Source organism: Mesorhizobium sp. M2A.F.Ca.ET.039.01.1.1 (assembly GCF_003998035.1).
GTDB lineage: Bacteria > Pseudomonadota > Alphaproteobacteria > Rhizobiales > Rhizobiaceae > Mesorhizobium.
Genome location: NZ_RZRY01000008.1, coordinates 1 through 21,724, shown reverse-complemented (window position 1 = coordinate 21,724; position 21,724 = coordinate 1). Strand labels below are relative to the sequence as shown.

The 21,724-nt window shown below is 60.9% G+C and carries 21 protein-coding genes and 1 pseudogene; 13 read left to right on the top strand and 9 right to left on the bottom strand.

The window, feature by feature from the left end; genetic code table 11:
• The first annotated feature begins 4 nt into the window (after positions 1–4).
• The 9 genes from EOA24_RS01990 (at position 5) to EOA24_RS01950 (ending at position 9,229) form a co-directional block, all read left to right on the top strand.
• On the top strand, positions 5–1,621 hold the full coding sequence (locus tag EOA24_RS01990; protein ID WP_127409511.1) for a class I adenylate-forming enzyme family protein: 1,617 nt from the start codon (positions 5–7) through the stop codon (positions 1,619–1,621).
• Positions 1,618–2,385 (top strand): enoyl-CoA hydratase-related protein, encoded by a 768-nt coding sequence (locus tag EOA24_RS01985; protein ID WP_127409510.1) that lies wholly within the window; start codon positions 1,618–1,620, stop codon positions 2,383–2,385. The genes EOA24_RS01990 and EOA24_RS01985 overlap by 4 nt, the downstream gene beginning before the upstream one ends.
• A complete protein-coding gene (locus EOA24_RS01980) occupies positions 2,378–3,085 on the top strand; it encodes an SDR family oxidoreductase (RefSeq protein WP_127409509.1) in 708 nt (235 codons plus the stop codon). Before EOA24_RS01985 ends, EOA24_RS01980 begins: the two co-directional genes overlap by 8 nt.
• On the top strand, positions 3,085–4,251 hold the full coding sequence (locus tag EOA24_RS01975) for an acyl-CoA dehydrogenase family protein (protein WP_127409508.1): 1,167 nt from the start codon (positions 3,085–3,087) through the stop codon (positions 4,249–4,251). The genes EOA24_RS01980 and EOA24_RS01975 overlap by 1 nt, the downstream gene beginning before the upstream one ends.
• Positions 4,248–5,126, top strand: coding sequence for a 3-hydroxyacyl-CoA dehydrogenase family protein (locus tag EOA24_RS01970; protein WP_127409507.1), 879 nt, complete (start codon positions 4,248–4,250; stop codon positions 5,124–5,126). The genes EOA24_RS01975 and EOA24_RS01970 overlap by 4 nt, the downstream gene beginning before the upstream one ends.
• Positions 5,127–5,190: 64 nt before the next feature.
• A complete protein-coding gene (locus tag EOA24_RS01965; protein ID WP_245501739.1) occupies positions 5,191–5,769 on the top strand; it encodes a 3-hydroxyacyl-CoA dehydrogenase family protein in 579 nt (192 codons plus the stop codon).
• Positions 5,766–6,905 carry a CaiB/BaiF CoA-transferase family protein gene (locus EOA24_RS01960; RefSeq protein ID WP_127409506.1) on the top strand — a complete coding sequence of 380 codons (1,140 nt, stop codon included), beginning with the start codon at positions 5,766–5,768 and terminating at the stop codon, positions 6,903–6,905. The genes EOA24_RS01965 and EOA24_RS01960 overlap by 4 nt, the downstream gene beginning before the upstream one ends.
• Positions 6,906–6,949: 44 nt before the next feature.
• On the top strand, positions 6,950–8,386 hold the full coding sequence (locus EOA24_RS01955) for a 3-hydroxyacyl-CoA dehydrogenase NAD-binding domain-containing protein (protein WP_127409505.1): 1,437 nt from the start codon (positions 6,950–6,952) through the stop codon (positions 8,384–8,386).
• A 36-nt stretch (positions 8,387–8,422) separates the two neighbouring features.
• A complete protein-coding gene (locus EOA24_RS01950; RefSeq protein ID WP_127409504.1) occupies positions 8,423–9,229 on the top strand; it encodes an SDR family oxidoreductase in 807 nt (268 codons plus the stop codon).
• Positions 9,230–9,432: 203 nt separating this feature from the next.
• On the opposite strand, the gene pcaF is transcribed toward EOA24_RS01950, so the two are convergent.
• The 9 genes from pcaF to EOA24_RS01905 form a co-directional block, all read right to left on the bottom strand.
• On the bottom strand, positions 9,433–10,638 hold the full coding sequence (pcaF, locus tag EOA24_RS01945; protein WP_127409503.1) for a 3-oxoadipyl-CoA thiolase: 1,206 nt from the start codon (positions 10,636–10,638) through the stop codon (positions 9,433–9,435).
• A 129-nt stretch (positions 10,639–10,767) separates the two neighbouring features.
• A complete protein-coding gene (locus EOA24_RS01940; protein WP_127409502.1) occupies positions 10,768–11,766 on the bottom strand; it encodes an NADPH:quinone oxidoreductase family protein in 999 nt (332 codons plus the stop codon).
• 35 nt (positions 11,767–11,801) lie between these two features.
• Positions 11,802–12,113, bottom strand: coding sequence for a DUF4286 family protein (locus tag EOA24_RS01935; protein WP_127409501.1), 312 nt, complete (start codon positions 12,111–12,113; stop codon positions 11,802–11,804).
• A 66-nt stretch (positions 12,114–12,179) separates the two neighbouring features.
• A complete protein-coding gene (locus EOA24_RS01930) occupies positions 12,180–13,658 on the bottom strand; it encodes an aldehyde dehydrogenase (RefSeq protein WP_127409500.1) in 1,479 nt (492 codons plus the stop codon).
• A 72-nt stretch (positions 13,659–13,730) separates the two neighbouring features.
• The gene (locus EOA24_RS01925) at positions 13,731–14,705 is read right to left on the bottom strand and encodes a biotin-dependent carboxyltransferase family protein (protein WP_127409499.1); all 975 of its coding nucleotides are present in this window, start codon (positions 14,703–14,705) and stop codon (positions 13,731–13,733) included.
• On the bottom strand, positions 14,695–15,567 hold the full coding sequence (locus EOA24_RS01920; protein ID WP_127409498.1) for a carboxyltransferase domain-containing protein: 873 nt from the start codon (positions 15,565–15,567) through the stop codon (positions 14,695–14,697). The genes EOA24_RS01925 and EOA24_RS01920 overlap by 11 nt, the downstream gene beginning before the upstream one ends.
• 10 nt (positions 15,568–15,577) lie before the next feature.
• On the bottom strand, positions 15,578–16,951 hold the full coding sequence (locus EOA24_RS01915) for an acetyl-CoA carboxylase biotin carboxylase subunit (RefSeq protein WP_127409497.1): 1,374 nt from the start codon (positions 16,949–16,951) through the stop codon (positions 15,578–15,580).
• A gap of 6 nt (positions 16,952–16,957) precedes the next feature.
• Complete coding sequence (locus tag EOA24_RS01910) at positions 16,958–17,200, bottom strand: acetyl-CoA carboxylase (RefSeq protein WP_126087334.1); 243 nt, start codon at positions 17,198–17,200, stop codon at positions 16,958–16,960.
• A gap of 13 nt (positions 17,201–17,213) precedes the next feature.
• On the bottom strand, positions 17,214–17,984 hold the full coding sequence (locus EOA24_RS01905; RefSeq protein ID WP_127409496.1) for a 5-oxoprolinase subunit PxpA: 771 nt from the start codon (positions 17,982–17,984) through the stop codon (positions 17,214–17,216).
• 210 nt (positions 17,985–18,194) lie between these two features.
• Here EOA24_RS01905 and EOA24_RS01900 point away from each other — a divergent pair, with 210 nt between their 5' ends.
• The 4 genes and pseudogenes from EOA24_RS01900 to EOA24_RS01885 form a co-directional block, all read left to right on the top strand.
• Positions 18,195–19,109 (top strand): LysR family transcriptional regulator, encoded by a 915-nt coding sequence (locus EOA24_RS01900; RefSeq protein WP_127409495.1) that lies wholly within the window; start codon positions 18,195–18,197, stop codon positions 19,107–19,109.
• Between the two features lie 144 nt (positions 19,110–19,253).
• Positions 19,254–19,826, top strand: a complete 573-nt coding sequence (locus EOA24_RS01895; protein WP_210213571.1) for a biotin transporter BioY — start codon at positions 19,254–19,256, stop codon at positions 19,824–19,826.
• Positions 19,827–19,876: 50 nt separating this feature from the next.
• Entirely contained in the window at positions 19,877–21,256 is a 1,380-nt protein-coding gene (locus EOA24_RS01890; protein ID WP_348633062.1) for an aminotransferase, read from the top strand.
• 211 nt (positions 21,257–21,467) lie between these two features.
• A pseudogene (locus tag EOA24_RS01885) lies at positions 21,468–21,724 on the top strand (sugar ABC transporter substrate-binding protein); the annotation flags it as partial.

Genomic DNA, 21,724 nt, shown 5'->3' with positions numbered 1-21,724 from the left:
CGCGATGCGCGCATATCTGACGCTGCACCATCCTACGGTGGCGCGCGATTATTACGATGCAGGGCTTTGGCGGACGGACACCCTCTATTCGCTGCTCCAGCGCAATGCTCACAGACGACCCGACGATGCGGCCTTGCAAGACGGTCGTTCCGTGCTGTCGTGGGCAGAACTATTGGCGCGTGTCGATGGCGTCGCGGCGGATCTGAGGATCTACGGCCTTGTACCTGGCGATCGCGTCTCGATCTGGATGTCCAACAAGATTGAGGCCGTCATCTTATTCCTGGCCTGCGCGCGCGAGGGCTTTGCCTGCAATCCTTCGCTTCATCGCACCTATACTTGCGCGGAGGTCGCAGGGCTTATCAATCGGCTCTCCGCGCGCGCCTTGTTAACGGAAGAGGGGTGGGGCGCGGACCGAGAGACGGCAAAGTTCGATCAATTGCTCGCCGGTGTGCGATCGTTGAAGATCGTATACACGCCGGAAAGCCTGCCGGTCGCCGCTCCGAATCTGGCGGAACCGTCCCGCGATCCCGACAAGGTCGTCTACCTTGCCTTTACATCCGGCACGACAGGCACACCCAAATGCGTCATGCATTCCGACAACACGCTGTTGGCGAATGCGCGCGAACTCGTGCGCGACTGGGGACACGGGCCACAGACGGTTGTCATGGTTTTGGCTCCGCTCTCGCATCATATTGCCTGGGTGGCAGTGTCCCAGTGGCTTTTGACCGGCGGGCGTTTTGTCGCCGATGATCCACCACAGGGCATGAGCCGCCTTGACTGGATTCTGAAGACCGGCGCCACCTATGTGCTTGGGGTACCTACGCACGCGATGGACATCCTGGCTGAGCAGCAGCAACGGGGTCTGCCACGGCTCGGAAGTGTGGCGACGTTCTATATGGCTGGATCTCCCATCCCGCCTTCCGTGGCGAGCGCTTTCCTGGCGCAGGGGGTCAAGGCACAAAACGTCTACGGCATGACCGAGAACTCCTCTCATCAGTACACGCATCCGGACGATGATGAACTGACGATCGTCAACACCTGCGGACGAGGGGGTAACGCTTATCGGGTGCAGATCTTCGATGCAGCTGATCAGGATGTAGCTCTGCCTGCTGGCCAGATCGGTCAGATCGGCGGCAAAGGCGCTTCGCTCATGCTTGGCTATTTCGACAACCAAACCGCGACCGAAGGTAGTTTCAACCGTGACGGCTGGTTCATGTCCGGGGACCTCGGCATCCTCGACGACAAAGGCAATCTGCGCATAGAGGGCCGCATCAAAGACGTCATCATTCGTGGCGGCCATAACATCTACCCGGCGCATATCGAGGCAATTGCCTTGCGCCATGCTCAGGTCGACCGGGTTGCGTGCTTTCCTGTCGCCGATGTCCGGCTCGGCGAAAAGGTCTGTATCGGCGTGATCGGCGCCGTCGACTCGGGCGAGCTGCTCGAACACCTGGCCCGCGAAGGTCTGTCCCGGTTCGACATGCCAGAGTACTTCATCAGGCTTAGCGAGTTGCCTCTGACCCCAAGCGGCAAGGTGCTCAAACGCGAGCTGGTCGAACAGGTCAAGCGCGGCGAGATCGCCCCGACGGCCATTCGCTACCAGGTGAGGACGCCGGCATGAGTGTCATCCTTGATCGAAAGGACGATTGCGCCATCCTCACGATAAATCGCCCGGAGAAGCTCAACGCATTGTCGTTTTCGGTGCTCGCCGAGTTGGACGGCGTCCTGGAACAAGCCGCAAGCCTGCCTGTGCGCGCCCTGGTCGTTACGGGCGCCGGTGACAAGGCGTTCTGCGCCGGAGCCGACATTGAAGAGTTACGCGGGCGCAGCCAGACCGAACAGCAGCGCGGCGCAGAGTTTGGTCAGGCGGTGTTCGAGAGACTTTCACATTTTCCTGCGCCGTCGATCGCCGCCATCAACGGATATGCATTCGGCGGCGGGCTGGAGCTCGCCATGGCATGCACCTTTCGTATTGCCGTACGGACCGCGCGTCTGTCGTTGCCCGAGATCAAGCTTGGCCTAATTCCGGGTTATGGGGGAACCCAGCGCTTGCCGAGACTGGTTGGTGAGGCGCGCGCAATGGAACTCATTTTGACAGGGCACATGATCGATGCCGAGGAAGCCTTACGGATCGGCCTCGTCAACAGCGTGACTGATGGGGATCCGGTGGCAGCAGCTATCGAATTCGCAGGGGCATTCATGCGCCATGGCCTGGTGGCGCTGCGGTTGGCGCGATCCGCGGTCGCTAGGGCGCTCAACAATCCGATCCAGGAGGGGCTCAGGATCGAAGCCGATCTGTCAACCCTGGCCTATCAGACACATGATTCTGAGGAAGGCATGGCCGCCTTTCTGCAGAAGCGCAAGCCGGAGTTTCGAGATGCCTGAGCAGCAGATCATCGTCACCGGCGCGAGTAAGGGAATTGGCGCTGCCATCGTTTCAGACCTCGATCGGCGCGGCTTCATTGTGGCCGGTCTTTCACGATCCGGCGAAGTGCCTGCGGGCTATGGGCTTGCTTGCGACGTCTCCGATCCGCATTCGATTGCAGCCGCAGTGGATGCGGTGGCGGCCAGAGGCTACATCTCTGGCGTTGTGAACTGCGCCGGAGCGCACGCATCAGGCCCGAGCGCGGACTTACCGGTCGAAGGCTTTGAAAGCACCATGCGTCTCAATGCGACGTCGGTGCTGGCCGTCTGCCAGCAAGTCTATCGCCATCTGGTCCGTGCCGAGACGTCGCTGATAGTTAATATCGGCTCCTTTTACGACAAGCTCGCCGTGGCAGAGAACGTCGCTTACTGCGCCTCGAAAGCGGCGGTCGGCGCGATCACCCGTTGCCTCGCTGCCGAATGGGCCAAGGACGGGGTCCGGGTCATCAATATTGCCCCTGGATATATCGAGACTGATCTTAACCGCGAGTTTCTTTCCAAGGACAAGATCCGCACTTGGATCGGCAAACGAGTACCGGTCGGACGGACCGGCAAGCCGGATGAAGTAGCTAGGCTCGTCGGCGCGCTGTTCGCTGAAAACATCGGCTTTTTGAGTGGCGAGACGATCTATCTGGACGGTGTGCAAGGGATCAATCTGTAATGAAGTTCCTCGATCAACTCGACCGCCGGCGCGGCTGGTCGTCAGACGAGCGCATGGTTCTCGACCAGGTGCGGCGGCTTTGCCAGGAATTGATCGGCCCAAGGGCCGAACACCATGACCGGATGGGCGAGTTTCCCTCCGAGAACCTCGCCGCGCTGAACGCCCTTGGCCTGAACGCGATCTTCATTCCGGAAGCCTATGGCGGCTCGCCGATGTCATACCGGCTCTACCTCGAAGTCGTGAAAACTATTGCGGAGGCTTGCGCGTCGACTGGCATTATCTACGCAACGAACTTCCATGGCATGAAGCCTCTGGTGGACTTCGGCAGCGAAGAACAGAAAGCGAGGCTGCTGCCACGCATCGCGGAAGGCGGTATCGGTGCGCTGGCGATTACCGAGAACAGCGCCGGTTCGGATGCTACGGGCATGAAGACGCGCTTTAGGCCCGAAGGTGACGAGATTGTCGTCGATGGCAGCAAGCTCTTCATCACCAATGGCGATGTCGCCGACCTCGTCCTGCTGTTCGGCAAATGGACTGAGATCGACGATGCCCGCGCGGCGATATCGGTTCTGGTGTTCGAGAAGGGAACGCCAGGCTTCGAGGTGGTGCGGCTCGAAGACAAGATGGGGCACCGCGGTTCGTCGACGGCTGCGATCTCGTTTCACGAATGCCGGGTTCCACGCGCAAATCTCTTAGGCAACCCCGGGGACGGACTTCGCATCCTGCTTGCGTCACTCAACAAGTCGCGCCCCAGCATTGCGGCGCATGCGCTGGGCATTGCCCGCGCAGCGTTCTCCGATGCCGTCGCACACTCGAACCAGCGACGTCAATTCGGCCACGCCTTGCTTGAATTTCAGGGCAACCAATTCACCTTCGCCGACCTATCGGTGGAGCTCGCCATGGCGGAGCTGTGGCTCGACTATGTCGGCCGGCTGGTCGACGACGGAGAGACCGACTTTGGGCTGGAGGCCTCCATGGCGAAAATGCGAGCATCTGACCTTGCCATGCGTCTCAGCACCGAAGCGGTCCAGATGCACGGCGGCTACGGCTATTGCAAGGACTACCGCGTGGAACGCCTGATGCGTGACGCCAAGATCACGCAGATCTGGGAAGGCACCAATCAACTGCATCGTCAATTGATCGGCAGGAGTCTCATCGCCAAATGAACAACATAAAGACAGTAGGGGTGTGTGGTGCGGGCGGCACCATGGGGGCCGGCATCGCGATTGTGGCGGCGCGGGCGGGCTTCCGCACCATTTCTTTCGACACGTCGGCTGAGGCGCTCGAGCGGTCAAGGCAGAGCACGGCCACCTTCTTCGGCAAGTCCGTGGAACGGGGCAAGATGACGACTGCGGAGCGGACTGCCATTCTCGACAACATGCGGTCGACTACCGCGCTTGATGATCTGGGTGAATGCGACCTGGTCATAGAGGCGGTGTTCGAGGACCTGGACACCAAGCGCCATCTGCTTGGAGCGCTCGACAGAGTATGCGGGCCGCAGACAATTTTCGCCTCAAACACCTCGACCTTGTCCATCACCGAGATTGCGGCTGGTTCGAGGCATCCGGAACGGGTGGTCGGCATGCATTTTTGCCTGCCGGCACAGTTGATGAAGCTCATCGAGATGTCGCCGGGCCTGCTGACTTCGACCGAGACCTTCGCTGCTGCCTGGGATTGGACGGAGGTGTGCGGTCAGATCCCGGTCAAAACTCAAGACAAGCCGGGCTTCATCCTCAACGCGCTCCTGGTGCCATTCAACAATGACGCCATCCGGGCCGTGGAAGCCGGCGTTGCATCACCGGCAGACATCGACAAGGCGATCAAGGTGGGCCTCGGTTACAAGATGGGGCCGCTGGAGTTGCTCGACCTGATCGGCCTCGACACGCAGATAAGGCTGTCGGAAGCCTTCTATCCCATCACGCTCGACGCACGCGCAGCGGCGCCGCCACTGCTGCGGCGGATGGTTGCCGCGGGCCTGCTCGGGCGAAAGTCGGGAAGGGGGTTCTTCAGCTATGCCGGCGACAAGATGTTCGGAGCTTGAGATGCGCTACACACTGGTAAAGAAAGGCAACAGCCCATCGTTCCTCGACGGCGATCCCTTCCTGGTGGCCGCGGTTGCCGACCCGGATGCAGAGATGGTGATCTACCTGTCGGGGACCCGGCTGCAAAGCGATAGCTCGAAGTCTGCTATCCTTGTCGAGCTCGGCCTTGAAAGCCTCGGCTTCCATACAGGCGAAGCGGCAGGAGAAGAGGGCTCCAACATCCTCGGCTTCGCGCGCTATCGGAATGGGGCGGACGTGCCTTCCTCCCTGATCGAGCTCGTCACTCAGCCCAAGACTTCCCCCCAAGCCGTGGCTTGCGCGCGCGCCCTGTTGGAATCGGCCGGGTTCACCGTCACGATTTGCAGCGATCAGGCAGGCCGCATCATCGATCGGTTGGTCCGGCCAAAATACAACGCGGCGCTGCGGCTGCTCGATGAAGGCCTTGCCAGCCAGAAGGACATCGATCTGACCTGTCGCCTTGGCCTCGGTTATCCCGACGGACCGATTGAACGCACGGTGCGCGGCGGTCTTGCCTATCATCATGACGTCTGCAAGGCCCTGTTCGAAAGCTATGGCACCCCGGCTTTCGCGCCAGCTCGCCGTGCCGTTGTCGCTGCCCAGCGCAGGGAGGGAGGCGATTGAGACCACTGCAGGGACTGCGTGTACTTGACTTCTCGACGCTGCTGCCTGGTCCGCTGGCTTCGCTGTTGCTGGCTGAGGCCGGCGCCGACGTCGTCAAGATTGAACGCCCGGGGACAGGCGAAGATATGCGTGGCTACGAGCCGCGATGGGGACATGACAGTGTCAATTTCGCTATGCTGAACCGAGGCAAGAAAAGTCTTGCTCTGGATCTGAAGCTGGACAGTGACCGCGCCGTGTTGGCGCCGTTGCTGGAGAGCGCCGACATTGTCCTGGAGCAATTCCGACCCGGTGTCATGCAGCGGTTGGGACTTGATTACACGACAGTCTCGAAGATCAATCCGAAGCTTATCTATTGCTCGATAACGGGTTACGGACAAAGCGGCCCCAAGCGCGACGTGGCCGGGCATGATCTGAACTATATTGGCGACACCGGCCTGCTGTCGCTCTCGATGGGAACACCACAGGTGCCGGTCATTCCGCCGGCGCTGGTGGCCGACATTGCGGGTGGCGCCTACCCAGCGGTGATGAATATTCTCCTGGCTCTGGAGGAGCGTCGCGCGATCGGCAAGGGTCGTCATCTCGATATTGCGATGACCGACAATCTGTTCACTTTCATGTACTGGGCGATGGGCAGTGGCCTGGTCACGCGGAAATGGCCCGGCAACGGCACCGATCTCGTAACGGGCGGCACCCCCCGCTACCGCCTCTATCCCACACAGGATGGCCGATTCGTCGCAGCGGCGCCGATCGAACAGAAATTCTGGGATCTTTTTTGTGACCTGATCGGTTTGCAGCAGCATTATCGCGACGACACGATCGATCCATCCGCGACTGTCCGCCAGGTCACGACCATCATTTCATCGCGTCCCTCGCAGCACTGGCGAGACAGTTTTGCCGGTTGCGACTGTTGTTGCTCGATTGTCGCGACCCTCGAGGAGGCGCTCGCCGATCCTCACTTTGTCGCCCGCGGGGTTTTCAGCCATCTGGTGACGAACGAAGCCGGCCAGACGCTGAAGGCCCTGCCTGTGCCGATCGACGCCGGGTTCCGTGGCGATGCAGGTCAGCCCCTGGCAGCCCCAATCCTCGGTGGGTTCACGACGGAACCAAGCGGATCGGGCGATAAGGCGGTTCTGTAAACCGGACTTATCTGCGGAAAAACAACAACAGGACAACCAGAAAAATGAGCGCTCTGTCACAAGATTCACTTGTCGCCGTGGTCGGTGCGGGCGCAATGGGATCAGGTATAGCTCAGGTGGCGGCGACAGCGGGACATCCGGTTGTCATCTACGATGCAATCCAAGGCGCTGCGGCACGCGGCCTCAGGCGCATAGAAGACAGCCTTGCTGGTCTCGTGTCAAAGCGGCGACTTGGCGACGATGAGCGCCGAAGCATTCTTTGTCGGATCAGGCCGGCTGAGAGTTTAGACGGGCTGGCCGGCGCCAGATTGTGCGTTGAAGCAATCAATGAGGACCTTGCGGCAAAGCGCTCACTGTTTGCTGCGGTTGAGGACAAGCTGGAGGCCAGTTCCATCCTCGCCACCAATACGTCGTCCCTGTCGATCCCCGCCATTGCGGCCGGCCTCGCAAGCCCGCAACGCTTTGCCGGAATGCATTTCTTCAATCCTGCACCGGTGATGAAACTTGTGGAGGTCGTCAAGGGGCCGGCAACATTGCCCGAGGTCGCCACCACCATATTCGATACCGCCCAGGCATGGGGTAAAGCGGCGGTCCTTTGCCGGTCGACCCCGGGCTTCATCGTCAACCGCATCGCCCGGCCTTTCTATGGCGAGGCCCTGCGCATCCTCGAGGAGGGTGTGGCCGACGTCTCGACGATTGACGCTCTGATGGTGGAGAGCGGCGGCTTCCGGATGGGACCCTTCGCCTTGATGGATCTCATCGGGCAGGACGTCAACTATGCCGTCACCTGTGCTGTTTTCGAGGCTTACTACGGGGATCCGCGTTATCGGCCTTCCCTGCTACAAAAGGAGCTGGTCGAAGCCGGCTGGCTCGGTCGCAAGACCGGGCGCGGCTTTTATACTTATTCCGACAGTATTCAGTCTGGTATCGATCGCTCCGATGCAGATTCTGCCGCGGTAACTGCGGCCGGCTGCCGGCTCGCGGAGCGCATCGAAGGTGTACGCTTCCAGCGCACGGATGGGCGTATGGCAGCCGAGGTCGCGCGAACCCTTCGCGAGCCGGTCATCCTGCACGACCTCGCCCTTGATGCCGTTAGCAGCAAGAGGATCGGTATCGCCGCCTCGCCGGATCTACCAGCCGCGCTGCTGCAACGCGTGATTAATGCGATCCAGGAAGACGGGCTAGCGGTCTCCTGCCTGAGTGATCACCCTGGCCTTGTTGTGATGCGCGTTGTCGCGATGCTTGTGAACGAGGCCTATGAGGCAGCAATGCACAAGGTCGCGACGCCCGATGCGATCGACATGGCCATGCGCCTTGGTGTCAACTATCCGATTGGCCCGATCGCCTGGGGGCAGCGCATTGGCCTGAACACGGTGCTTCAGGTCCTCGAGGCTGTTCTTGAGTGCACAGGCGACACTCGATACCGGCCGTCGCTTGGCCTGAGGCGAGCCTGCCTGGCCGACGAGCTCTTGTCGGCATGACGACTGCATTTTTCCTAAGATTGTGAGGTGGAGCAGATGACGCGGATGAATGGCAAAGTTGTTTTCATCACCGGCGCCGGCGGCGGGCAGGGGACTGCCGAAGCCGAATTGTTTGCTCGGGAAGGAGCGTCGCTTGTTCTGAGTGACGTCGATGCGAGCAGGGTCGCTGGCATTGCGGCCAAGGTCGAGAAGGCTGGAGCGGGGGCGATATGGTGCAAGCAGGATGTGACTATCGAGGCTGATTGGGTCTCGGCGGTCGAGAGAGCACGGCAGACATTTGGCGCCCTGCATGTCCTGGTCAACAACGCCGGCACCATCAGCCGGCAAGGGATTGCAAACACCGAGCTCGCCAATTGGAACAGGACGATCGATGTGAACCTGACGGGCGCGATGCTGGGCATGAAGCATTGCGCGCCGGCCATGCGCGACGCCGGCGGAGGCGCCATCATTAACGTGTCCTCGACGGCCGGGCTTGGCGCTCATTATGACGCCGCCTACACGGCAAGCAAATGGGGCCTCCGCGGTCTGACCAAGTCGGCGTCGGTGGAGTTCGTCGAATGGAACATTCGCGTCAACTCCATTCATCCTGGCCAGATTGTCGATACGAGCTTCTACCGCGAAGGATCACCGGGGCACGCTGAATCTGGCCGGCTAAGCGTCCCGATGCAGCGCCAGGGCACGCCGTTGGAATGCGCCCAACTTGTGCTCTTCCTCGCTAGCGATGAGGCCAGTTACATCACCGGAGCCGAAATCGCTATTGACGGCGGTTATTCTGCAGCCGGCGGTCTCTGGTTGCGCAACCGCCTGCGCGACACTTTAGCTGCCAGTTCGCCGCACTCCTAGATGGCGATCTATGGCCGCGGGCCGACTGTTTTTTTCGGCCGCCCTGCGGACGAGATCATTCCGCTGGGAGCGGTTGTTCCGGCCTTGCGAAGGAAGTCCGAGGCACCGTTGGAGAAGACGATGGTCACTCGCACCTCGTGTTGAGTGCGGGTCATGCTTTTGTGGACATGGTCCTGCGCGGCATCACCCGCCCGAGGGCAGAATCAAACCCGCTCCAGCGCGATGGCGATGCCCTGGCCGACGCCGATGCACATGGTGGCAAGCGCGTAGCGGCCGCCACGCTCGCGAAGCTCCAGCGCCGCCGTGCCGGTGATGCGGACGCCCGACATGCCGAGCGGATGGCCAAGCGCGATCGCACCGCCGTTCGGATTGACGTGGGCGGCATCCTCGGCGATGCCGAGCTGGCGCAGCACGGCGATGCCTTGCGAGGCGAAGGCTTCGTTCAATTCGACGACATCGAACCGGTCCGGTGTCAGGCCGAGACGGGCGCACAGCTTCTTCGTCGCCGGCGCCGGGCCGATGCCCATGATGCGCGGCGCGACGCCTGCGACGGCACCGGCAAGAATGCGGGCGATCGGCGTCAGATTGTGTTTCTTCGCCGCCGCTTCCGAAGCGATGACGAGGGCGGCTGCGCCGTCATTGACGCCAGAAGCATTGCCGGCGGTCACCGTGCCGCCCTGGCGGAACGGCGTCGGCAATTTGGCCAGCGCCTCGACGGTCGTGCCGGCGCGGGGATGTTCGTCCTTCGAAACGACGACCGCGTCGCCTTTCCTCTGCGGGATGGTCACCGGCGTGATCTCCTTCGCCAGCCGGCCATTGGTCTGTGCGGCTACCGCCTTGTCCTGGCTGCGCACGGCGAAAGCGTCCTGGGCGGCGCGCGAAACGGAAAAATCCTCGGCGACGTTCTCGCCGGTCTCGGGCATGGAATCGACACCGTACTGTTTCTTTATCAGCGGGTTAATGAAGCGCCAGCCGATCGTGGTGTCGTAGATCTCCGCATTGCGCGAGAAGGCCGTGTCTGCCTTGGGCATGACGAAGGGCGCGCGGCTCATCGATTCCGCGCCGCCGGCAATCATCAGTTCGGCTTCGCCCGCCTTGATGGCGCGCGCGGCGATGGTGACGGCGTCCATGCCGGAGCCGCACAGACGGTTGACGGTCGAGCCCGGGATCTCCTGGGGCAGGCCGGCAAGCAGCAGCGCCATGCGCGCCACGTTGCGGTTGTCCTCGCCGGCCTGGTTGGCGCAGCCATAGACGACGTCGTCGACCGCAGCCCAGTCGACGCCGGCGTTGCGTTCGATGAGAGCCTTCAGCGGAATGGCAGCGAGATCGTCGGCGCGCACCAAGGACAGCGCGCCGGCGAAGCGGCCGATCGGCGTGCGGAAGTAGTCGCAGATGAAGGCTTCAGTCATTTATGCAGCTTTCCCTCTGGCGGTTCCCGTCGGCGCCGGCGTATCGTTAAGTGCTTCGCACCTGCTGACGGGTAACGCCTGGATGTAGCGAGACCAGGGTGAAATTCCTTGGTGACCTGCGCTTGCACGTCATTCTGATCCAATCTTGAGGACGATCTTGCCCTGCGCCTTGCCGTCGCGCAGCAGCCTTAGCCCTTCTGCGAATTCCTCCAGTGCGAACTCTCGACTGATGATCGGATCAATCTTGCCTGCCATGAATAGCGAGAAAATCTGTTCCTGCGCTTCTTTCACCCGCTCCGGGGTCCGCTCGCGATAATCGGACCATTGCAAGCCGGTGACGGCGATGTTCTTTACGAGGAGATAGTTGGCTTTGACCGTCGGTATCATGCCGCTGGCGAAGCCAATAATGACCATGCGCCCGCACCAGGCCAGCGCCCGCAAGGCTGCGGCATTCGAGTCTCCGCCCACGGGATCAATGACGATGTCGACGCCATTTCCGTCCGTCAGCTCCTTGACCTGATCGCGCAATGCGTCCTGTAGGTTGGATGCACTGAGGTCGATAACCGCGTCAGCCCCGGCTTGTCGCGCAATCGCATCGTTGCCTGGCCCGATAATCCCAGCGATGACGATCGATGCCCCAAGCGCCTTGGCCAGCTGAATGCTGGCAACGCCGATGCCGCCCGATCCTCCCAAAACAAGCACGCTCTCGCCTGGCTTGAATGAAGCCCGGTCCTGCAAGGCAAACCAGGCCGTTTGGTAGACCAGGCCGAGAGAAGCGGCCTTGGCGAAGGGCATGCCTTCGGGCAACACGAAGCAGCTTTCCTCACGGACCCGCAATCTCTGAGCGTAGGCGCCGTATTCGGTCTGTGCCGCGACCTTTTGGCCGACGCTCAGCGATGCCACGCCCACCCCGATGGAAGAGACGACACCAGCGGCGCATTTCCCGGGAGAGAATGGCAGGGGCGGCTTGATCTGGTATCTCCCTTCAATGGCCAGAATGTCGGGAAAATTCGCTTCGGCGGCTTGCACCTCAATGACGACCTCGCCTGGTCCTGCAACGGGATCGGGAACGTCTGCGACGCGGACCTGCTCGAACGGCGCAAATTCAGATACCCAAACTGCTTTCATGGTAACGTCTCCTGCCTGCAAGGTCGTTGGTGGTCTTAGCGTAGTCGGCGGAACATGGCGTGGCGGCGGACCGAGAGGTGGGGGCGGATCGTCTCCGCCCAACCCGATCTGACCGAGGCCTCGAGCCAGGCTGGCGATTTGGGGACGTCCGGCGAATCGACTTCATAGATGGCCAGATACTCTGGCGCCTTCTCGCCGTCGGTCCACTCCAGGCGATAGCGGCTCACCGCTCTGACCCCGGGCAGTTTCAGGAGCTGGGGCAGGTAGCGATTGTCGTAGAAATCATTGAACCGCCGGTCAAACTCTTCAGGCACGGATAGCTGCGCCAGATACACGTAGTCACTCATTTCACCGCTCCGCTCCCAGCCTCCCAAAGGCCGTCAAAGTTGAAGATTTGAGGACCCGGATGAACCTCACCCGAGTTTGAAAGGATCTCTCGGCTGGCCGCTGAGCTCCACAAACACCGTCTTGGTTTCCGTGAACTCCCGCATAGCGTCGGGGCCGTTTTCACGTCCCAGCCCGCTTTCGCCAAACCCGCCAAAGGGGGCCATGTAGCTGACGACGCGGTAGGCGTTTATCCACACTGTGCCGGCGCGCAACTTGGCCGACACGCGATGAGCGCGATGCACATTCTTGGTCCATACCGCGGCTGCCAAACCAAAACGCGTGTCGTTGGCGATCGCGACCGCCTCCTCCTCCGTCTTGAAGCGGATGACGCTGAGGATCGGTCCAAAAACCTCCTCCTGCGCGATACGCATATCGTTGGTGACATCGGTGAATATGGTTGGCTTGACGAAATATGAGCCGATATCGGTGACGGCCTCGCCGCCCTCGACCAGACGCGCGCCCTCATGCTTTGCCATCTCGATTGAAGACAGAACCTTCCGATACTGCGGCTCATTCGCGATCGGCCCCATCTGGGTTTCAGCGTCCATAGGATCGCCCAGACGAATTGTCCGGGTCTGTTGGATCAGCTTCTCTAGAAAGCGGTCATGGATGCTGTCTTGGAGCAGCAGGCGAGAGCCGGCGGAGCACGATTGGCCACTGGCGCCGAATATGCCGGCAATCGCACCATTTACCGCGACATCGAGATCCGCATCCTCAAAGACAATATTCGGAGATTTGCCGCCGAGCTCAAGAGAGACCCGCGTCAGATTGGCTGCGGCGCTGGCGGCGATGCGCTTGCCGGTCTCTGTGCCGCCGGTGAATGCGATCTTGTCTATGCCCGGGTGATTGACCAGTGCTGCGCCTACCACTCCACCACCGGTGACGACGTTGAACACGCCCGGCGGGAAGCCTGCTTCGTCGGCACGCTTGGCAAGTTCAATAGTCGAGATCGGCGTGTATTCCGATGGCTTGACGACAAAGGTGCAGCCAGCTGCGAGCCCGGCTGCGAGTTTCATGATGAGCAGCATTCCGGGCGAGTTCCACGCTGTGATGGCGCCGACAACGCCTACCGGCTCCTGACGTGTGTAGAGGTGGAAGTTCTGGCGATCCGAGGCGAGCACGCTTCCGGCAAGCTTGTCCGCCATGCCCGCGAAATAATAGAAATATTCCGGCAGGTAACGCCATTGCCCAAGCATCTCGCGATAGAGCTTGCCATTGTCAGCGGTTTCCATACGCGCGAACGCCTCCGCATCCCGGGCTACGATGTCGCCAAGCTTGCGCAGGAGATGACCGCGCTGGGTCGCGGTCATCATGCTCCAGGGTTCGGTCTCGAAGGCGTCGCGGGCCGCCTTCACGGCGGCGTCGACATGTGATGCGTCGCCATCCGGCACACGGGCCCACGTCTGGCCCGTGTAGGGATTGACGGTGTCAAGGTATTTGTCATGCAGCACATCCGCGCCCCCGATGCGCATGCCGTAGCTCTCAATCGTAGGTTCGACGCCCATAGGTCCTCCTTCGGGCGTCCGAACGGACGCCACATCAAGCGTTGATATTCAGGTCAGATCAGGCGATAGGCCTTAGCCATATCCTTGTCGCAGCCGATCGAGGCGGTCTGCCTCCTGCCGCCGAGCCGCGAGGGCGGTGGGCATGTCGACCGGTGCAAAGCGTATTTTCTGATGGGGTTGCAGCTGGCCAATCAGGTCCATGTCAGCCGCGATGACGGTGCCGAGCGTGAAATAGCCGCCGCCTGACACGGCATCACGATGCAACACGATCGGTTCGGTGCCGGCTGGAACCTGGATTGACCCGTAGGGATAGCAGGCATCGACAATGTTGGACGGATCGGCGCCAGCACCGAATGGCTGTTCTCGCGCCTTGAACTCCAAAGGCGATCCGCCCCGAAACCGGTAGCCGACGCGATCAGCGTCAGGCGCCACCGCCCATGTGTCATCATAGAAATGCTGTTCGGCAGCGGGCGTGAGGCGATGGTTATAGAGTCCGGGAAGCACGCGGAGCACCATATCCGCAGGCATGGTCCGCCGCAGTTCATCTGACACTGGCGACCGGCTCCCCGGCTGTCGCTTGCGCGCCCCGACGGGCAAGCGGTCGCCACCTTTGAGAGGCCGCCCGTCCATGCCGCCGAACTGTCCATGCACATAGGTCGATCGGCTGCCGAGCAGCGGCGGCACTTCAAGTCCACCCGAAATGGCAATGTAGGCCCTAGCACCTCGCTTGAGAAACCCGAAAGACAAGGTCTGACCCGGTTCGACCTCAAATGCCGCCCATGTGGGCCGGGATTCTCCGTCGACTTTTGGAGGCAATTCGGCCCCCGTAACCGCGATGATCCGGTGGTCGGTGAAGGTCAGCTCCGGCCCCGTGAAGACAGCCTCCAACGCTGCGTCGCCTTCATCATTGCCGACCAGAAGATTGGCCGCCCGTAAGGCGTGGCGGTCCATGGCGCCAGAGGTCGGGATGCCGAGATGATAATAGCCGGGACGGCCGAGGTCCTGGATGGTGGTGAGAAGGCCAGGCTTGACGACCTCAATGTCCATCGATTGCCTCCAGCATTTGCTGGTTAAACGCCTTAATGTCTCGCTCGAAGTCGTCGAGCGAGAATGAGGCTGGCGTCTGGCGCAGCTGAAAATCTCCGCTCTTCACTTGCTCTGCGAGCTCGTCATACTCGTTGCGGCCAATCGGGAGCATCCGCACGATGTCGCCGGGGCGAAACAGGATCATGAACTCCCGCAGATAGCTCGTCGTCTGCGTCGGATCGTAGATTGGCAGCGGTGTGACGCCGAGCATCTGGTAGCCGCCGGCACCACGCACCGGATAAATCCCGGTAAAGCAGCCGCCTTGGGACACGCATTGTTTCGGCGTGTCCGTGCGCGGGCGCACATATTTCGGGACTTGGAGTTGCTGGTCTTGTTCCACCATCTGGAACATGAACGGGCTGCCGGCACCGAAGCCAACCATCGTGACCATCCAGGGCGAACCTGAATGTCTGGCGACGTAGTCGAGCGGCCCGGGCAGGCCGTTTGTTCGTGCTGCATATTCGAGATCGGTCAGTTGAGGGTTCTGGCGACGGTCGCCGAATCTCGCCATGACCTCGCGTGTCCAGGGGTCATCGTAAAATACGGGAATTTCGAGAACGCGTGTCCCTAACGCCTGTTCCCGATTTGACAGCGATGCCTCGATTTGCTTGACCTCAGCCAGAAGGTCTTCAGCCGCGATGAGATCCGGATCAAAGCGAAGTTGAAACGAGGCATTGGAAGGGCAGATTTCCGTGACACCTCGGATTTGACTGTCGCGGATCGCATTGCAGATCGACAGGGCCGCAAAGAAGGCGCGCAGCGACATCGCTTCGTCCACCTCGACGACCAGATGCTCGTCCCCGCCAAATGAATAGCGCGTCATCGAGATCGTCCTAGGATGCCAGCTTAGCCGGTTCTAATGGCCGGTCTTCCAGCCATCGCTCAAGCCAGCCGGTATGAACGCGCAGCGCGCTGACGTCCGGGTCGAGCGCCAGCCGGCGATGCAGCGGTGCTGTGGTCGCGATGCCGCCAACCTCGAGCACAGCGAGTGCCTGGCGCAGTTTCTCAAGCGCTTTTGCGCGGGTCTCCCCCCAGACGATAAGTTTCCCGAGCAAAGAGTCGTAATAAGGCGGCACTGTGTAGCCGGGATAGAGCCCGGTATCGAAACGCACATGCGACATTTCGGGCAACCGGAGCTCCTCGATCCTGCCGGGTGTTGGCCTGAAGTCTGCGTGTGGATCCTCGGCGTTGATGCGGCATTCAATGGCGTGCCCGGACAGCACGATGTCATCTTGCTGGACGGACAGTGGCTCGCCGGCAGCGATCCGGATCATCTCCTTCACGAGATCGATGCCTGTTACCATCTCGGTGACGGGATGCTCCACCTGGATGCGTGTGTTCATCTCGATGAAGAAATACTCGCCGGTCAGCTCGTCATAGAGAAATTCCAAGGTGCCGGCGCCGCGGTAGTTCACGTGCTTGGCAAGACGCGCAGCCGAAGCGCAGAGTTCGGCGCGCACTGATTCTGACAGGCAAGCGGCAGGGGCTTCCTCCCACACCTTTTGGCGTCGACGCTGCAAGGAGCACTCGCGCTCAAAGACATGGACAGCGTCCTTCCCGTCTCCCAGAACCTGGACCTCGATATGACGGGCGCGTTCGATGAAGCGCTCGACATAAAGGCCACCATCGCCAAAGGCCGCAAGCGCTTCGGCGCTGGCCAGAGGCATCATACGTTCGAGCTCCTCGACCGTGTTGGCGACCCGTATGCCCCGACCGCCACCTCCGGCGGCCGCCTTGATCATCAGGGGCAGGCCAAGCTTGGCTGCTAGATTGGCGGCGTCCGCAGCGTCAACGCGCCCCTCGCTTCCTGGGACGGTCCGGATGCCAGCCGCTGCGGCCGAAGCCCGAGCGGCAGCCTTGTCGCCCATGGCGCGGATCGTATCGGCCCGCGGCCCTATGAACGTCAGCCCCGCCGTCTCGACCGCGTCGACGAAGTCGGCATTCTCCGACAGAAACCCGTAGCCGGGATGGATGGCGTCGGCGCCGACGGCGCGCGCCGCTTCGATGATCGCATCGATCTTGAGGTAGGATTTGGAGGCTTGGGCAGGCCCGACCTCGATCTTTTCGTCGGCTAACCGCGCCGCAAGCATCTCATGGTCGGCCTTGCTGACCACCTGAGCGGTCGCGATCCCCATCTCACGCGCCGCACGGATGATACGAACCGCTATTTCGCCGCGGTTGGCAACGAGTATTTTCGAGATTCCCATGGCCGGCTACGTCTCCAGTTCATAGAGCGGCTGGCCGGGCACGACCGCTTCCTCATCATCGACGAGGTAACGGACAAAGCGCCCCGGCTCTTCAGCTTCGATCTGCGTGAATGTCTTCATGACCTCGATCAGCCCCACCACATCGCCTTTGGTGACGGCATCGCCTTCAGATTTGAAGGGCGGCTTGTCCGGCGACTCGCTCCGGTAGAAGACACCCGGGATCGGCGCTGGCACCGTCGTCAAAGTCATTCGGTTTCTCCACTCAGATCCTTGCCAGGCTGCCGAGGCTTCGTCCGCAATCCGTTATCGCCTTGCGGGCGGCGTTGATGACCGCCAGCACGTTGGGCCCGTCACTGTGAACGCATACGCTGTCGACGTCCATCGGCAGAACCTTGCCCGAGCGTATCGTGAGTGTCTTGTGGGTGATGATCTCGGCGACGCGCCGGTAGACTAGGTTGGCATCGACCGGCTTCTTGTGCCGCTCGACAATGACAGAGCCGTCGTCCTCATATTCGAGGTCGGGATAGGCCTCCGGCCAAACCGGAACGCCGCGCGCGACCGCGGTGCTGGAGAAGACTTCCTTGCCGGTCGGGCCGGCCAGGATGATGGGAAGCCCGGGTGCAACGGCGGCGATGGCATCCACGGCCGCTTCAGCGAGCGCCCGGTCGCGCAGAACGTAGAACATGGCGCCATGGGGTTTTACGTGGCTCATCGCTACTCCGGCCTCGGTAAGGAACCCCTGCAGCGCCCCGATTTGGTAGACGAGATAGGCATGGAGGTCATTCGGACTGATGGCCATCGGGCGCCGCCCGAAACCCAGCAAATCGGGAAGCCCTGGATGCGCACCGACGGCGACGTTGAACTCGCGCGCCAGATTGACGGTATTACGCATGATGACCGGATCGCCGGCGTGGAAACCGCAAGCCAGATTGGCGGTGCTGATGAGGGGCATTATGCCGTTGTCATCGGCCAGCCGCCAATTTCCGAAGCCCTCTCCAAGGTCGCAATTGATATCGAATTTTCCACCGCTCATCCACGGCTCTCCGTTCCGCTGTTAGGCAATTGGCACGTTCGGTCCGGCGCATCCGGGCCCTTGCGCGCCCCGTGGAGTTGCCGAACCGCCCGGTGTTTCCTGGCCACGCTGTGGCGGCTCCAGAAATCCTTAGCCAATGCGGAAGGCATGCGATAATATTTAATAATGATGATGTTCCATCTGTTTTTTTTATAATCCTACGGTGCTGTCATGACCTTTTCACTGAAGCAGGTCCGATATTTCATTGCCGCCGCGGAGACCGGTCAGGTCAGTCGGGCGGCTATCCAGTTGAACGTCTCACAGTCGGCGGTGACGACCGCGATCCGCCAGCTGGAGGATCTCATCGGGATAACGCTTCTCAACCGCACTTCCCTTGGCGTGACGCTCACGCGTGACGGCGAGCAGTTTTTGCGACGGGGACGGGACATCATTGCAACGGTCGAGCAGGCGCTGCACCTTCAACGGGATGGTGAGCGGGAAGTAGCGGGTGAGGTGAGGCTCGGTACCACCACAATCGTTACAGGTTATTTCCTGGCTCCCCTGCTGGCGCGCTTCCACTATGTCTACCCGGACGTCAGGCTGGTTCTTGAGGAACTTTCAAGACAGGCTGCTGAAAAGGCGGTAATGGATGGCCGCTTTGACCTTGCGCTCACGATGACCCAGGATGCGCAGCAGGATGGCGGGCTGAACTATAAGTTGCTGCACAGATCGTCCCGCAGGCTCTGGCTCTCCGCAAACCATGCATTGCTTGCCAAAGAGTCCGTAACCCTCGCAGAGGTAGCGCAGGAGCCCTACATCGCTCTGACCGTGGACGACGCCTGGGACAATGCCCTTCGCTATTGGGAAAAGGAACCTGTGAAGCCAAAGGTCGTCTACAGGACTGATTCAGTCGAGGCGATCCGGACGATGGTTGCCTCCGGTCTCGGTGTGTCAATCCTGTCTGACATCATCTATCGCCGTTGGTCATTGGATGGCCAGCGGGTGGAAACACGTGACCTGCAGAACAATGTGCCTACGCTCGATGTATCCATCGTCACGGCGACACAACGCAAACTCAGCCCGGCGGCAAAGACGTTCACAACCTTCATCCAGCGAATCGTCAGCAGCCCACAGCTGCCGCAGTGATCGATTGACGGCTCGGGGCTGAGAACAGTGCGTCCAGAGGTTCATTATAAAAAAATCAGATAGTGCTTCCTCACTATTTTGAATTTTACATTGCTCACCAATTTCAGCAGCATCTGACCAACGCAAGGGGATGGAGCTGCGTCGATGAGCGTTTCCAGGTCAGATACTATGTCGGGAAGCCGCTATGCAGACATGCATCGGTCGGTGGGCCTGTTGGTTGGTGGCGTGGCGTTGGTTACTGTTTCCGCCAAGGTTCAGGTGCCTTTCTGGCCCGTTCCTATGACGTTGCAGACCCTGGCGATTCTGCTGATCAGCGCCTCGTATGGTATGCGGCTCGCCTCCAGCACGCTTGCGGCTTATCTATTGCTTGGCGCGACCGGCTTTCCGGCCTTCGCGAACGGAGGAGGCCTCCTTTACATGGCAGGCCCGACCGGGGGCTATCTCGCCGGTTTCCTCATCGCCGCTTGCCTGGTGGGATGGCTGTCCGACCATGGATTTTCACAGCGGGCTGCCGACAGCGTGATCATGATGCTGATCGGGGAATTGGCGATCTTTCTGCCGGGCGTGGCGTGGCTTGGCGTTTTGTTCGGACCCGTCAAGGCGCTGGCCGGCGGGCTCTATCCGTTCATTCTCGCGGAAGTGCTCAAAGTCTTACTCGCCTGCGCCGCGATCCGACTTTTCAGAACTCAGCCGCTTGGCAGCAAAACTGGCGTTTGATCCGGCTGGTTACGCACTGGCCCTATGACAAGGTAAAGAAGGGAAAGGCAATGCTGCAGGCCGCGCCGAATTCCATAGAGTCGCGGGACATGCTCTCGCTGATTCATCCGCAAACTAACCTGGCGGCTCACCTGGAGAGGGGACCAGAAGTTATCACGCGTGGGGAGGGCGTGTTTGTCTTTGACAATAACGGACGTCGCTATCTTGAATGTGCGGCCGGCCTCTGGTGCGCAACGCTTGGCTTTTCCAGCGAGCGCCTGGCAAAGGCAGCTTACGAGCAGCTCCGCACACTGGGCTATTATCACAACTACTGGCATTACGCTCACGAGAAGAGCATCGAGCTCGCCGAAAAGCTCCTGAAAATAGCGCCGGTGCCAATGTCGCGCGTTCTCTTTCAGAACAGCGGGTCGGAAGCCAATGACACCGCCATCAAGCTTGCTTGGTATCATTGGAATGCGCGGGGACGTCCCGAGCGGCGCAAGATCATTGGCCGAGACCTTGGCTATCACGGCACCACGATTGCCGCGATCAGCGCCTCCGGCAAGCCAGACATGCAGCTCCCCTTCAGTTTGCCGCTGGAGCGGTTCATCCATACGTTGACCAATCACTATTACAAGTTCCATGAGGCGGGGGAGACCGAAGAGGCGTATTCCGCACGGCTGGCCCAAGCGCTCGAGCAGTTGATCCTTGCCGAAGGACCCGAGACCATCGCGGCCTTCATTGCTGAGCCACTCATCGGCGCCGGCGGCGCAATTCCGCCCTCGCGTGGATACTTCGAGAAAATCCAGGCTGTGCTGGCGAAGTATGAGATCCTCTTCATCGCCGATGAAGTGATATGCGGCTTTGGACGCACAGGCTACATGTGGGGCAGCGAGGCCTACGGCCTTAAGCCGGACCTCATCGCGTGCGCCAAAGGCTTGTCGGCCGGCATGCTTCCGATCGCAGCGGTGCTGGTCGGGCCACGTGTCTATGAGTCGATGCTGGAGCAAAGCCGCCAGCATGGCAACTTCGCTCACGGCTCAACTTACTCGGGACACCCGGTCTCGACCGCGGTCGCGCTTGAGGTGCTGGAAATCTATCGAGAGATCGACGTCCTGAGCCGGGTGAAGTCTGCTGGCGCCTATATGCTCGAGCGACTCGAGGAGCTACGTCGGCATCCTCTGGTCGGCGACATCAGCGGCATCGGTCTCGTCGCCGGCATCGATCTGGTCAAGGACAAGGCGTCGAGGACGTTCTACGAGCCTGCGGGATGCGTCGGCGGCCTCGTTATGCGCGCGGCGCGCGAGCGCGGTCTGCTGGTCAGAGTCATTGGCGACCGCATCACGCTCTCGCCGCCGCTGATCATCACCGAGTCTGAAATCGATATCATCGTCGATGAACTGAAAATTGCGCTCGACCAAGTCTCGGCGACCCTGTCGAACGGAAAGTAACGAAACGCCTCCCGGAGCTTTTTGCGAGGGCATTGGGGAACGAAGAATGACCCGTCACAGGCAGACGTACGGGATCAATGGAGCGCATCCGGCGGAATTTGCTCCAGTCTGAAGCACAGCTCCTGGATGGTTGGCGGTGCTTCGCATGAGCTTCAGGCCACCGCTCGGCAGCGCGTGAACAAAACATCATACTTCACAATGGGAGACGGAAATGAAGACATTACTACAGCTCGCGCTTGTCGCATCGATCGGCATCGCCTTTGCGCTCCCGGCAACCGCCGCTGAACGTGGCCCGGTGCCGGAAGGTCAGAAGGCGGCGTACGAACGCGTCGACCCTCAGCTGCCGATCGGGCCGAGTCCGTTGGTGAACTTCAAGCCCAAGAAGGGGCCGCCTTGGAAAATAGGCTACGCCAGCAACTATGCCGGCAACGGCTGGCGCGCGGCCATCATGGATGAGTTCACCAACAA